Here is a 13592-nt window from a genome sequence, read left to right on the forward strand (position 1 = left end):
CATAAAGGCCGCCCGCGTGATCATATGCGACCATAGTATGAGTGATACCATCCACAATTCCCCTACCAGGAACAGTGAAGGGCAAACGCCCACGAGCCCCGGCAAGCCCGGCCCGTCCAGGGCTGCCCGCCGACGCATATTGCTGGCCGTTATGGTGGCATGGCTGCCCATCGCCACAGACATGACCATCCTTCACATCGCCGTCCCCTCCCTGACCCTCGCCCTGAAGGCCACGGGAACGGAGATACTCTGGATCATAGACATTTACCCCCTGATCATGGCCAGCCTGCTGGTTCCTATGGGTACACGGGGCGACAGCATCGGGCCACGCAAGCTCCTGCTGGCCGGACTGGTCATCTTTATGGCCGCATCGCTGGCCGCGGCTTTCGCGCCTACGGCCAGAGCGCTCATCGCAGCCAGAGCCTGTCTGGCCCTGGGGGCGTCAATGATCGTCCCCAGCGTGCTCGCCATCATACGGATCACCTTTGACGACTGGAAAGAAAGGGCAATGGCCCTGGGCATCTGGGGTACTGTAAGCACTGTGAGCGCGGCCATGGGGCCCCTGGTGGGCGGCCTGCTGCTTGAACATTTCTGGTGGGGCTCAGTCTTTCTTATCAATGTGCCGCTTATCCTGATCATCCTGCCCCTGGCCGCCGCGATCCTGCCCAGGCCCCGCCCCGGCCCCAGAAAGCCGTGGCCCATCGGGCAGGCCCTGACACTGGCTGCGGGCCTTATGTCCACGGTATACGCTGTCAAAACGATCTTCAGGCAGGACAGTTCCCTTCTGCTTTGTGGTATTGCACTGCTGGGCGGCATTGGCCTGATGGCACTCTTCATCCGAAAACAGATGACAGCGCGCACCCCCATGCTGGATCTCGACCTGTTCCGGCTGCCCGCCATCCGGGTGGGTCTGGTGGCCGCCCTTGTGGTTTCTGGCGCCCTTGCGGGCGTGGAGCTGACCATTGCCCAGGAATTGCAGTTCGTTCTCGGCCGCACGCCGCTACAGGCGGGCATATTCATGCTGCCCATCATGGCCGCCTCTGCCGTGGGCGGGCCGCTGGCCGGCAGGCTGGTCGTCATGGCTGGCCTGCGAAACGTGTTCACGGTATCCCTGCTGGCGGCCGGGGGCAGCCTTGCCGGTCTGGGCCTTGCCAGTTTTCATGATGCGGGCTGGCTTGTGGCGGCCTATATGGTAGTGCTGGGCCTGTCGCTCAGCATCGGCCTGACTGCATCCTCCATCGCCATCATGGGCAGCGTGCCGCCGGAAAAAGGCGGCGCGGCCGGCTCCATCGAAGCCCTGGGTTATGACCTGGGTGCAGGGCTGGGCATCACGGCCTTTGGCGTATTACTGGCGGCCAATTACAGCACTGCCTTGCGGCTGCCCGAAAACCTGCGCCAGAACCTGCCGCGCAGCGCCCTGGACTCCATCAGCGACACGATGGTGGCAGCGGAGCTTACCGGTGGCGAAAAAGGACAGGCCATAGTCGAGGCGGGGCAGGCGGCCTTTTCCGCCGCACACAGCACGGTGCTGCTGTCGGCGGCCCTGCTGGTCTGCCTGCTGGCCCTGTGGGTTTTCAGCAGCCTGCGGCGCTATCGCGGTGAGGAGCAGGGCCGGGGCTGATGCCAGTTCCACCACGCGGGGCCGGGGTTTTCCAATATTTCGCCGCATGTCACGCTTCTGACACGCCTGAGACATAACAGGCTGTTCTTTTTGGCAACCATTTTGCAAGTTGTCCGGCATGGACGTGTTCGGGTATAATCAGGCCGAGGTGTTAAGCCTCATATTGACCATGATGCGAGTAAGTATCGTCATGTTCATGCTGCCTGTGTTTTCCACAAACAACATACCCATTCAGGTCAAAGCCGCCGTCACCCTTGTGTTCACACTGGGTGTATGGCCGCATCTGGCCCTGCCGGGCAGCTACATGCCAGCGCACCCCTTTGACCTCGTGCTCATGGTTCTGGGCGAAGCCGTGCTGGGCCTTGTGCTGGGCATGGCCGTCAATTTTCTGTTCATGGGCATTCAGGCCGGGGGAGAGCTGCTGGGCTTTCAGATGGGCTTTACCATGATCAACTTTGCAGACCCGCTTACGGGCAACCAGACCGGCATAACGGCGTTTTTTCTCTGGATGGTGTCGCTGCTGACCTTCCTGTCCCTGGACGGGCATCTGTACATGATCAAGGGCTTTGCGGCCTCATTCAAGATCGTGCCGCCGGGGGCGCTGTTCATAGGGTCCAACATTTTGTGGCAGATACTGCATCTGGCCGCGCAGATGTTTGTGCTGGCCCTGCAGATCGCCGCTCCCGTCATGGTGGCGCTTTTTATGGTCGAGGTGGCGCTGGGCCTTGTGGCCCGCACATCACCCCAGATACATATTATGGAATTCGGCTTTCCGGCCAAGATCGGCGTAGGATTTTTCTTTGTGGGGCTGCTGCTCGTCATCATGGCCGACCACGTGGAGACATTCATTCTGGGGCTGGACGGCCTGTTCATCAACCTGCTGCGCTCCATGAGCACGCTGTATCAGTAGGACACGGGCATCGCCCGGACGGGAAATGCCTTAAACAAAAGAGGACGCCCTGTCTGTGGGCGTCCTCTTTTGTTCCGGCGTAATACAGCCTGAAAGGATGCAGCCTACCCCGCCGCCTTTTTCAGGCGGGCCAGGGTTTCATCCCTGCCCAGAAAGGCCATGATCTCGTTCAGGTGCGAGCCGCCCATAAAACCCATAAGGGCGGTGCGCAGGGGCGGGGCCACCTCTTTGAATTTGAACCCATTATCCGCCACGTAGGCGTTGAGGGCAGCCTCAAGGTTTTCGGCCGTAAAGGGATCGCAGGCGGCAAATACGGCAGCCAGGGCTGTCAGATGGGCCTTGCCCGCTTCCGCCAGGTGTTTGGCGGCGTCCTTTTCGGCGTACTCAAGCTCTGCCGCACGGACCAGCAGGGGGCGGAAGCTTTCGGCCAGGGCCTTGAGATTGTTGGCGCGTTCACGGAACATGGCACACAACGGTTCCAGACGTTCCTGCGACAGACTGCCAAGGCCAGCCTGTTCCACAAAGGGCGCAGTAAGCACGGCCAGCTCCGCCAGGGGCATTTCGCGCATAAAGTGGGCATTGCACCATTCCAGCTTGGCCGGGTCAAAGGCTGCGGCCGCGGGATTCAAATTGGTGCCGTCGAAGTATTCCACCAGTTCCGCCGGGGTGAACAGCTCCTGATTGCCGTGGGACCAGCCCAGACGCACAAGGTAGTTCACAAGGGCCTGCGGCAGAAGGCCGTCCTGCTGGTATTCAATAACGGCGCGCGCGCCGTGGCGCTTTGAAAGCTTCTGGCGGTCAGGGCCGAGAATCATCGGCACATGGCCGAAGCGCGGCACGGGCAGGCCCAGAGCCTCATAGATGAGAATCTGGCGCGGCGTGTTGGACACATGGTCATCACCACGGACAACGTGGGTTATGCCCATGTCGTGGTCGTCCACCACCACAGCCATATTATATGTGGGCATGCCGTCAGCGCGTCGAATGACCATGTCGTCCAGTTCGCCGACATCCACGGCAATCTTGCCCTTGACCAGGTCATCAAAAACCACCTTGCCCGACAGCGGCGCCTTGAGGCGCACGCAATGCCCTTCGCCCGGTCCCAGGTCGCGGTTGCGGCAACAGCCGTTATAGCGCGGCTTGAGTCCCTTCGCGCGGGCTTCTTCACGCATGGCCTCCACAGCCTCGGGGGTGCAGGAGCACCAGTAGGCGTGGCCGTTTTCAAGCAGTTTATCCACATAGGCGTTATAGATGTCGGTACGCTGCGTCTGATAGGTCAGCTCACCGTCCCAGTCCAGCCCGAGCCAGCGCATGGAAGCCAGGATGGAGTCGGTATACTCCTGCTTTGAGCGCAAAAGATCGGTGTCTTCTATGCGCAGATGAAAGCGGCCGTTGAAATGACGGGCCAGAAGCCAGCAGAAAATGGCCGTGCGCGCACCGCCTATATGCAGGTGTCCCGTGGGGCTTGGGGCGAATCGTGTAACCACTTGAGTCATGTTGTCATCCTTGGAGCAGATTGGTTTTGACTTTCTACGAAAGAAATTTTTTGTCGCGCCCGTTCCGTGGCTGCGCCGCGCCGGCATCCTGTGCCTGTGCAGCGGGCGCACTCACCCTGTGCGGAGGTACATTCCCTGTCAGGGCGCGCGCCGGGTACGCCGGAAGCTACGCTGCGCACAGGCCGGACATATGCGGGCCGGGCGTGTGCGGGCCGGAGCGCAGGCCACCCACTTCTGTCGCAACAACGGCGACACACAGCGGCGCAAAAGCCGCAGGGGCATTACGCCGGTCTTTCCTCGCAGGTACGGGCAAGGCGTTTGAGCGTGAGTGTGAGTTCTCGCACATCGACCGGTTTGGTCAGATGGGCGTTCATGCCTGCCTGAAGGCTGCGCTCCGCATCGCCCCGCATGGCATAGGCCGTCATGGCAACAATGGGAACCGTAGCCGCTTCGGGCCGGCTGTCGGCCCTGATCTCGCGTGTGGCGGTGTAACCGTCCATCACCGGCATCTGCACGTCCATAAGGATAAGGTCTATATCCCCGGCATGCGCCCGCCACGCTTCAAGCGCTTCCTGCCCGTTGCTCACGGCCATGCACTGCACGCCCATACCGCTTAGCAGCACTTCCATAATCTCACGGTTTATGTCGCCGTCTTCGGCCATGAGCACCCGCAGCCCCCGCAGGCAGCCGGGCTGCTCTTCCGGTCCGGCCCCTGCCATGTCAGGAGCAAAAATATCCTCACGGCCCACGCCGAAAGGCAGTTCCACCCGGAATACACTGCCCTTGCCCGGCGCGCTTTGCACATGTATCCGGCCGCCCATCAGCTCTACCAGGCGACGGCACAGGGCAAGGCCAAGACCGGTGCCGCCGAAACGGCGCGTGATGGACGTGTCCGCCTGAGAAAACGGCGTAAAAATACGTTCCTGCTCTTCCTGGCTCATGCCGATGCCTTCGTCGCTCACCAGGCAGGCCAGAGTAACGCTATTGCCCTCGCGGTGCAAAAGCTGCAAATCCACGCGCACCACGCCACGCTCTGAAAACTTGATGGCATTGCCGCCCAGATTCAGCAGTATCTGCCGCAGGCGCAGAGCGTCGCCCACCAACGTTTTGGGAATATCGGGGTCAATATGGCTTTCAAGAACACAGTTCTTGTGCTGGGTGCGCGGGCGCAGCAGGGCAAGCACCGCCTCCACTTCATTGACAGGCTGAAACGGCAGGGCCTCCAGATCCATATGATTGGCTTCTATTTTGGAAAAATCCAGAAGATCGTTGATGATATCCAGCAGGGATTCGCAGGTGGAATGGATCTTTTCCACATAATCCCGCTGCTGCGGGCTGAGATCTGTATTGAGCACCAGATGGGCCATACCCATAATGCCGTTCATGGGCGTACGTATTTCGTGGCTCATGTTGGCAAGAAAGATGCTTTTGGCCGCATTGGCTGCTTCGGCGCTTTCCTTGGCCTCGCGCAGCACGCACTCATGCTGGCGCTGCTTGGTCACATCGTGCACATACCCGGTGATGCGGGGTTCGTCCTGCGTCCCCACCACTTCGTAGGTTACCACAAACCAGCACAGGCCGCGCCACGGGTGGCTCACGCGCAGTTCCACATGCTCCTGGAAACCCAGGGTCCAGCCCTCGGCCCGACAGAGATTGCGCCAGCGGTGGCGGTCTTCGGGCAGGATACATTTTTCTACGGCCACGAGCCGTTCCGCGGCGTCCGCGCTTTCACGCAGCCCGAACTGCTCGTAAAAAACCTCATTGCACGAAAATTCCGGCCTGCCGTTTTTACGGCCCAGCTCAAATACGCCGAGCCAGCCCAGACGGCACGCCAGCGAAAGCCGTGAAAGGCTTTCACGCAGGGCATTATGCGCCGCGTGCAGCTCGCTGATATCCTGATGAAAGCCGGTAACACGCAACACCGGGTCATCGGAGGAAGACACGCGCTTGCCGCCGCAGCGCACGTGCATTGCCCCCATGTCGGGGTGACAATAGGCATAACGGATTTCGCGCATGCTGGCGTCATCTTTAAACGCCGCCAGACTTTCACGGATAAGAGGCAGGTCGCGACTGTCCACATGGCGAAGCCAGAAGGCCGCGCACGCTTCGGGGTCCAGCCCTTCAGGCACGCCCAGCAAACGTCGCATGGCCTCATTGGTGAACATGGCGGTCCTTTCCGTGCGCGTGTCATATGAAATGGCCCACAGCCCCACACTGGCCGCCGCCATCGCCTCGCGTCCCCAGGAAAGTTCTTCGTCAAAAATTCGCCGCGCCTCTAACAATATACTGCCTCCAAATCTGGCGTGCAGGCTAGCGTTTTTACGCCCGCAAGACAATGCCGTTCTGCGAAGGCCGGATGCCTCCGGCCTGTGTCATGCAACATGCCGCCATAAAACCGAAACCGCATTGATTTTGTCGCGCATTTGCCATGCGGCGCGCTTGCGTGCCGCATGGCGGGGTGTTAATTTCAGCAATCATCAGACACATTATATAGCGATGCCTCACGCGGCCGCAAACAAGGAATACGCATGAACAACGCCACGGTTGTCATCAAATATGGCGGACACGCCATGGACAAACCCGACCTGTGCACAGCCTTTGCTACAGACCTGGCACAACTTTCAGCCCAGAATATGGGTTTTGTCGTCGTACACGGCGGCGGACCGCAGATTTCCGCCCTGCTGCGACGCCTGAATATTGAAAGCCGCTTTGAAAACGGCCTGCGCGTTACCGACCAGCCTACTATGGAAGCAGTAGAAATGGTGTTGTGCGGCCAGGTAAACAAGGCCGTGGTGGCCTCTCTGGCTGCGCACGGCGTGCGCGCCGCCGGTATTTCCGGCCGGGACGGCAACCTTTTGCACGCCGCCATCAAAAATCCCGCACTGGGCCTTGTGGGCGAGGTGGAAGCTGTGGACCCGGCCCTGCCCCGCTGCCTGCTTGAAGCGGGCTTTGTACCCGTAGTGGCCCCGGTGGCCGGCGGCGCAGACGGGCAGGCGCTGAACATCAATGCCGACACTGCCGCCGGAGCGCTGGCCGGGGCGCTGGCCGCGGATTATTTTGTGCTTATTTCCGACGTGCCGGGCGTACTGGATGCCGAGGGCAGGCTCATACCCGCCCTGACGCGCAAGGAAATAGAAAAACTGCGCACGGAAGGGGTTATTACGGGCGGCATGATCCCCAAGGTGGAATCCTGCCTGCACGCCCTGGACTCGGGCTGCCGCCGCGCGCTTATTCTGGACGGTCGGGCGCCTTCGAGCCTGCGCCGCTACCTGCTGGACGACGCCCCCCTGGGAACCGTGGTCATCGGCTGAGCCGTACCGAGCCTGGCGCGGCTACCTTGTGGAGCTGAGCCCCTCCGAGCGGTCTTTTGCATCCGCGCTGCATGCGGCGCGGATGTTTTTTTGCATGGTCTTTCCCGAAGGTATTGCTTTAGCCTGCGCCGCCCTGCGGGGGATTAAGCGTGCCGCCATCTTCCATAAGTATTTCAAAGTCCTGGCACGACATGGGCCGGGCATAAAAAAAACCCTGCGCCTGAATGCTGCCAAGACCAAGAAGAAAGTTGCGCTGTGTGGCGTTTTCCACCCCTTCGCACAATACATCCATATGCAGATCACTGGAAAGACTGACAATACTGCTGATGATACTTTTGTTGACTGACGCTATTTCGCCGGAGCCAAGCAGGCTCCTGTCAATCTTGATGACATCGAAAGGCACTTCCTTGAGCACATTGAGGCTCGAATACCCCGCGCCGAAATCGTCCAGCCAGATGGAATACCCGTACTGTTTGAACTGGCGCACGCTGTCGCGTATTTCTGTAAGGTTTTTGATAAAAACGCTTTCAGTGATCTCCAGCCCCACATGGCGCGGTTCAAGACCGTGCGCGCAGACCAGGGCGTGAAATTCTTCGGCAAAGGCAGGATTTCTGAAATTTTCGCGGGAAATATTGACGGTTATGGAAACAAAGGGTTTGCCCGCATCAAGGCATTGCCGCAGGTAGCGGCAAACCTGCTCGTAAACGAGAAAATCCAGGCTGATGATGTCGCCCGATTCTTCAAGCAGAGGCACAAAACTGGCGGGCATGATATCCCTGCCGTCAGGGGTGCGCATTCTTGCCAGGGCCTCGGCCCCCACTACTGCGCCGGTGGCGATGTCTATTTGCGGTTGCAGCATAAAAAAGACGCCGCCGCATTCCAGCGACTTGATCACGTCTTCATACAGGCTCTGCCGCTGCAAGCGGCGCACCTCCATAGCATCGGTAAAAATTCCCCCACGGGAGCGCAGGGTGGGCTTGAGGGCGCGCCGTGCCTGATCCGCCCGGCTTACATGAGGGTGCAGGCTGGCAGGCGTGCCTTCTATGGGGCAGACCCCTCCCACAAAAGCCAGGTGGCTTCGCGGGTGCAGTTTGCGCTTTTTTGCAAGAAACATTTCGCCCTTGGCGACAATCTTTCCGGCTGCGGTTTCAAGGCTCGTCCCCTCGGGAACAGCAAAAAGCATAGCAAACTGGTCGGCAAAAATGCGGCTGCCGCACACATAACAGTCCAGATGCCGCAAAAAGGCGGCAAAGGCGCGCAACATGCTGTTGCCCGCCTGCTCACCGTAAAGACGGTTGAGCACCTGAAAGCCCTGCATATCCGCATGCAGGACGGCAAAGCGCCGCCCCATCAGGTCTGAACGCACAATCCGCAGGGCTTCTTGCAAAAATGACTCAAACTGCAAAAGCCATGTGGTGCGGTCATATTGCTCCATGCAACCCAGCAGACGCCGGATCTGGCAGCTTTCCCGACTTTTGAGGTCCAACTCCGGAAAAAAGGACTCCACGCCCCAATCACCGGAAAGCCGCACATGCCCCCCGGCGCGGTCTTCCGTTCCATCCCCCAGAAAATGCATGCCTCCCCCTTTCTACGACCCGGCGAGAAGACGCCACAACGGCATTTTCCTACAATTCTGGACTGAACGAAGCTAGCGTATATTGGAATATTTTGTAAAGTGATTTCTATGGGTTGTCGAAACGCGTATCAGTATCATTCGCGGCCGCGACGTACCCACCAATCCTTCTCCACCCGGCCGTACCACCAACGGTTATGGTCTGTACGCAGCACAACTTCCGCCAGCTCGCGGGCAGCCGGACTGCGCAGCCGCTTGACGGCACTTTCAAGCCATTGCCCGGCAAAAGCGTTGCCCTTGTCCAGCTCCACCTTAAGATTGCAGATAAGGTCAAGCTGGTCCGCATCATGGGCCAGCATGGCTTCAGGGCTTGCGTTCTCTGCCAGCTCATCCCAGAGGGGCAGCACGTCATCCTCAAGGCCCGTGCCGGCAACACAGTCTTCCAGCGCGCGGCGGGGCTGGCATTGGCCGTAACGGTGGTTCACATAGTTGAGGTCGCCGGTGCGCGCCTCATGCAGGTCGTGAAAAAGGCAAAGAAACGTCACCTTTGCCGGATCAATACCGCTCATGCGCGCCAGCACATACCCCATGACGCTGACCCGGTAGGAATGCTCGGCCACGTTTTCTTTACCGGAACCGAGAAAGGCGTAGCCCGTACGCGGAGTGTGGCGCAACATTCCTACTTCATTAAAAAAATCTGCCAGCCGCTCCAGTTTTTCCCGATTCGGCGTATCTTCCGGCATATCCTTGCTGTTCATATTTTTGATCTGTGTATCGCTCATGCGGTTCCCGGTATGATTTTGACGGCCCGGGCGGCATACAACAACGCTGCGCCCGTAACCCGCTGAAAACATGCGGCAGCCCGGCACCCGCCACACCAATACGGAAAAACTCACGCAAAGGCCGGATCAGCGCACTGGCGGGCAAGCCAAAAACTCACGTAACCCGGACAAAAGCCTTCCGCGCTGGCCGCCCGGAACACGCCGGCGCGGCAAGCATGCCTGACAAGGTCGCTGCAACGCCCGTTCTGGCGCTTTGACGCGCAAAGCCCCGGCCCGCGTCAAACAGCAGCGCTCCCGCCCCACGGCAAACAGCACCAAGGCCGGCGTCAGCCCGGGTTCACGGCAAAGCCGCGCTATTCAAGTTCGTACTTGCGCAGCTTGTTGTGCAGGGTGGCGCGGGTGATTCCAAGGCGCCGCGCGGCCTCGCTCTTGTTATCACCGGTCTGGCGCAGGGTTTCTTCAATAACCCTGCGCTCCACCTCATCCAGGGGCAGACCCGCCAGAGAAAGATCCGCCTCCGCCGGGGCTTCTTCCGGCGCAATGGTTTCGGACAGCACAGAGGGCAGCTCGCGCGCGGTGATGAGGTCGCCGGTGCAGAGAATAACGGCCCGTTCCACGGCATTTTCCAGTTCGCGCACATTGCCCGGCCAGGAATGACGCAGCATGGTATCAAGCGCCTGAGCGGAGAACCCGCGCACGGCCTTGCGGTTGCGGCTGGCAAAATTTTCCAGAAAATATGCCGCCAGCACAGGAATATCTTCTGCCCTTTCACGCAGGGGCGGCACGTCAACACTGATGACATTCAGGCGAAAAAACAGGTCTTCGCGAAAACGCCTTTGCGCCACTTCGTGCCGCAGATCGCGGTTGGTGGCGGCCAGTACGCGCACATCCACAGTAAGTTGCGTATCAGAGCCTACGCGCTGTACTTCGCCCTGTTGCAGGGCGCGCAGCAGCTTGGCCTGAAGCGCAAGGGGCATTTCGCCCACTTCGTCCAGAAAAAGCGTACCTCCGTGGGCCTGGGCAAAGCGCCCCTCGCGGCGGCGTTCCGCACCGGTGAACGAGCCTTTTTCATGCCCGAACAGTTCGGATTCCAGCAGATTTTCCGCCAGAGCCGCGCAGTTGACGGTAATAAGTGGTTTGTCGGCGCGCAGGCTTTTACCGTGCAGGGCGCGGGCCACCAGCTCCTTGCCCGTTCCCGACTCACCGGTAATGAGCACCGTGGCTTCGGTGGGAGCGACGGTATCCATAATTTCCTGCATGGCGCGGATGGCCGGACTGCGGCCGATAATACCGGGCATGGCCGCTGCATGGCTCAACTGACGGCGCAGTTCGCGATTTTCAACGCTCAGGCGCGAATGCTCGATGCCCTGCTGCAAGGAATGCTTCAGGCTTTCAAAATCCAGGGGTTTGACCAGATAGTCATATGCCCCCAGGCGCAGCGCCTCCACAGCGGTTTCCACCGAGGAGTACGCGGTCATAAGAATGACTGGCAACGCGGGGTTATATGCAAGAATTCCCTTGAGCGCGTGTATGCCGTTCATGCGCGCCATGCGCACGTCGGTCAGCACGGCGTCAAAGGCCTTTTCCCGTACAAGGGCCACCGCCTCATCGCCATCGGCAGCTTCCTCCACCGCATAGCCCCAGGACCGAAGCATGGTTCGCAGCATACCGCGGTGCGCGTCGTCATCGTCCACTACAAGAATGCTGTTCCTCACCCTGACAATCCTCCTGACCAGCCGGGCCGCGGCCATTTACCGCGCTCAGCCCGGTGCATCACAGACGCTTTCTCTTTCTGCGTTCCACAAAAGGCGGTGTTGCCGGAGGCACCTCCGGCAGCCAGATGCGAAAGATGGTTTCGCCTTCCGCGCCGGGCTGTGCCTGGCGGGAAGTAACGCTGATCTCGCCGTTATGAGCCTCCACGATCTTGTGGACCATGGCCAGCCCGAGACCGGTTCCCTGCCCCTTGGTCGTGAAGTAGGGGTCAAAGACATGCGGCAACTGGCGGGGGACAATTCCCACGCCCGTATCCCGCACCATAAGACACACGCCTTTTTTATGCCACGCCACGGCAAGGGTGAGCCGCCCGCCATCCGGCATGGCGTCCAGCGCGTTGAGGCAAAGATTCAGCAAGGCCTGCCCCATACGCTCCGGGTCGACCATAGCCAGCGGCACGCCCGGGGCTATCCGGCACTCCACCTCAACACCGCGATTTTCGGCATCCTGCCTGATAAGGCGCACAACGTGCTCCACCACATCGGCAAGACGCCCGGGGCGGGGGCAGACATCACTTGGCCGTGAAAGACCGATAAGATCCATAATAACGCGGTTGAGCCTGTCTACCTCGCTCACCATCACATTGGCCGCGGCGCGGTCTTCGCTGCCTTCGGGAAAACGCTGGCCGAAATAGGTGGCATAGCCCTTGATGGAACTCAGGGGATTGCGAATCTCGTGAGCTACCCCGGCGGCCAGATTGCCCACAGCGGCCAGTTTTTCCTTACGGCGCACCTCGGCTTCAAGGCGGCGCACCTCTACTTCGGCCTTTCGTTGCTGCTGGCGTGACTCGCGCGCCCGTTCGGCATAATACAGCGCCAGCAGGCAGGCCAACCCCACCAGAAGGGTTACGGATGAAAGCATGGCAACATAATCCCGGTTCTGGCTGCGCGTGATTTCAAAAGGCGAAATCTCCAGCCCGAGAAAAATGATGGGAACCGGATAACCTTTGGGCATGTCGGCCATGCCGGGCGAAAACTGGCGGTACACCACAAAAACCCGTTGCCCTTCCATCTGCATGATGCCCCATTGGGCCAGCATGCCCGGACTCAGGTCACGCATACGGGATTCGTCCATCTCCCTGCCTTCAACTTTCAGTATTTCCCCAAGGCGCACACGGCTGCTGTGCGCCACAATAATACCGTCAGGCATGGTTACGGAAACAAAAACAATGCCGGGGCTTGCCGCCATTTCTTCCAGCAGCACCTGCAGGCGCACGCCCGCCTCGCTGCGCATGCCGGACCGCAAAATGCTTTCAAAGGCAATAATGAGAGAAGAGCCTTTTTCTGCCAGCAACCGGGCCATGGCAGCCTCGCTGCGCTCGATGGATATATAGGCTAGCAGGCTGATCATGAGGGCCAGCACCAGAGCCGCACCGCCCATAAGCAAGCCAAGAGGCGTACGCGAGACGCCCCGCATGCCCTTCATGGATGCATAAAGCTCCAGCCCTCCCCAGCCCTGGGGCGCTTCTTTCCGGCTTTCGCCGTCCGGGGTGTTGTGTGCCGAGGTCATACCTGTACTTATAGCGTCATGCGCGCGTAGTGTCATCATGCACAGGTGGGGACCATAAAAAAAGTTGCATGATTTTTGCAATTGCATAAGATGCAAAACGTGCGTTGCCACGGCAGCACTTTTGCCGTCTCCGGCCCGAATACACGGCGTCTGACGTTGCGGACGCCACAGATGCAAGATCAGGGACCATTTTGCCATGCGAAAGACTTCTTTCTTACTGACCTTTCTGTGCGGCACGCTGCTGCCTGCGTATTCTCCCGCGCAAAGCCAGCAAGGCGATGCACTGCCCTCCTCGGCAGTGCGCACGGCCATGGGTACGCTGGATATGTGGCTGGACTACCTGCCGGCGGGCCAGCGCATGAAGGCCCAGATCATCGTGGAAGAGTACCGCCCCAAGGTGCGGGACTTGCGGCAGCGTATTTTCTCCAAAAAAAGCGAGCTTGAAGAGCTCAGCTATAACCGCAACACTGCGCCTGACGCCCTGCCCCGCCTTGGCCGTGAACTGCAGGTGCTGCGCGACGAACTACAGGCACTGCTCATTCACGCAGACCAGCGTATGCGGCGTGAAGTGGGCATTCCTCTGGGAACCCTTGTCAGCAGAGGATGCAGTATGGAAT

At 59.9% G+C, this 13592-nt stretch carries 10 protein-coding genes; 4 read left to right on the top strand and 6 right to left on the bottom strand.

The annotated features are described in order from the left end of the window. Positions 1 to 37 precede the first annotated feature (37 nt). Together QZ377_RS09860 and fliR are read left to right on the top strand one after the other, a co-directional pair. A complete protein-coding gene (locus QZ377_RS09860; RefSeq protein ID WP_291440984.1) occupies positions 38 to 1621 on the top strand; it encodes an MFS transporter in 1584 nt (527 codons plus the stop codon). A gap of 118 nt (positions 1622 to 1739) precedes the next feature. Further along, positions 1740 to 2531 (top strand): flagellar biosynthetic protein FliR, encoded by a 792-nt coding sequence (fliR, locus tag QZ377_RS09865; protein WP_291440985.1) that lies wholly within the window; start codon positions 1740 to 1742, stop codon positions 2529 to 2531. Positions 2532 to 2635: 104 nt separating this feature from the next. Here the strand turns inward: fliR and gltX are convergent, their stop codons facing one another. Continuing rightward, complete coding sequence (gltX, locus tag QZ377_RS09870; protein WP_291440986.1) at positions 2636 to 4027, bottom strand: glutamate--tRNA ligase; 1392 nt, start codon at positions 4025 to 4027, stop codon at positions 2636 to 2638. 281 nt (positions 4028 to 4308) lie between these two features. Further along, positions 4309 to 6309, bottom strand: coding sequence for a PAS domain-containing hybrid sensor histidine kinase/response regulator (locus QZ377_RS09875; RefSeq protein ID WP_291440987.1), 2001 nt, complete (start codon positions 6307 to 6309; stop codon positions 4309 to 4311). A gap of 246 nt (positions 6310 to 6555) precedes the next feature. Between QZ377_RS09875 and argB the strand changes: the two genes are divergently transcribed. After that, the gene (gene argB / locus QZ377_RS09880) at positions 6556 to 7338 is read left to right on the top strand and encodes an acetylglutamate kinase (protein ID WP_291440988.1); all 783 of its coding nucleotides are present in this window, start codon (positions 6556 to 6558) and stop codon (positions 7336 to 7338) included. 118 nt (positions 7339 to 7456) lie between these two features. On the opposite strand, the gene QZ377_RS09885 is transcribed toward argB, so the two are convergent. From QZ377_RS09885 to zraS, 4 genes are all read right to left on the bottom strand, one after another. Beyond that, positions 7457 to 8914, bottom strand: a complete 1458-nt coding sequence (locus QZ377_RS09885; protein ID WP_291440989.1) for a GGDEF domain-containing phosphodiesterase — start codon at positions 8912 to 8914, stop codon at positions 7457 to 7459. Between the two features lie 134 nt (positions 8915 to 9048). Then, positions 9049 to 9654, bottom strand: a complete 606-nt coding sequence (locus QZ377_RS09890; protein ID WP_291440993.1) for an HD domain-containing protein — start codon at positions 9652 to 9654, stop codon at positions 9049 to 9051. Between the two features lie 392 nt (positions 9655 to 10046). Next, the gene (locus QZ377_RS09895; protein WP_291440990.1) at positions 10047 to 11408 is read right to left on the bottom strand and encodes a sigma-54 dependent transcriptional regulator; all 1362 of its coding nucleotides are present in this window, start codon (positions 11406 to 11408) and stop codon (positions 10047 to 10049) included. 58 nt (positions 11409 to 11466) lie between these two features. Next, positions 11467 to 12975: a two-component system sensor histidine kinase ZraS gene (gene zraS, locus QZ377_RS09900; protein WP_291440991.1), complete on the bottom strand. Its 1509-nt coding sequence runs from the start codon at positions 12973 to 12975 to the stop codon at positions 11467 to 11469. A 196-nt stretch (positions 12976 to 13171) separates the two neighbouring features. On the opposite strand from zraS, the gene QZ377_RS09905 reads away from it, so the two are divergent. Then, positions 13172 to 13592, top strand: a 421-nt coding sequence (locus QZ377_RS09905; RefSeq protein WP_291440992.1) for a hypothetical protein, incomplete at its 3' end; no start/stop codon positions are given.

This window comes from Desulfovibrio sp. (assembly GCF_019424165.1).
Lineage (GTDB): Bacteria > Desulfobacterota > Desulfovibrionia > Desulfovibrionales > Desulfovibrionaceae > Desulfovibrio.

Coding starts and splice junctions, on each gene's coding strand:
- QZ377_RS09860 (WP_291440984.1), top strand. CDS start 38: ATGAGTGATACCATCCACAATTCCCCTACCAGGAACAGTGAAGGGCAA.
- fliR (WP_291440985.1), top strand. CDS start 1,740: ATGGACGTGTTCGGGTATAATCAGGCCGAGGTGTTAAGCCTCATATTG.
- gltX (WP_291440986.1), bottom strand. CDS start 4,027: ATGACTCAAGTGGTTACACGATTCGCCCCAAGCCCCACGGGACACCTG.
- argB (WP_291440988.1), top strand. CDS start 6,556: ATGAACAACGCCACGGTTGTCATCAAATATGGCGGACACGCCATGGAC.
- QZ377_RS09885 (WP_291440989.1), bottom strand. CDS start 8,914: ATGCATTTTCTGGGGGATGGAACGGAAGACCGCGCCGGGGGGCATGTG.
- QZ377_RS09890 (WP_291440993.1), bottom strand. CDS start 9,654: ATGCCGGAAGATACGCCGAATCGGGAAAAACTGGAGCGGCTGGCAGAT.
- zraS (WP_291440991.1), bottom strand. CDS start 12,975: ATGACCTCGGCACACAACACCCCGGACGGCGAAAGCCGGAAAGAAGCG.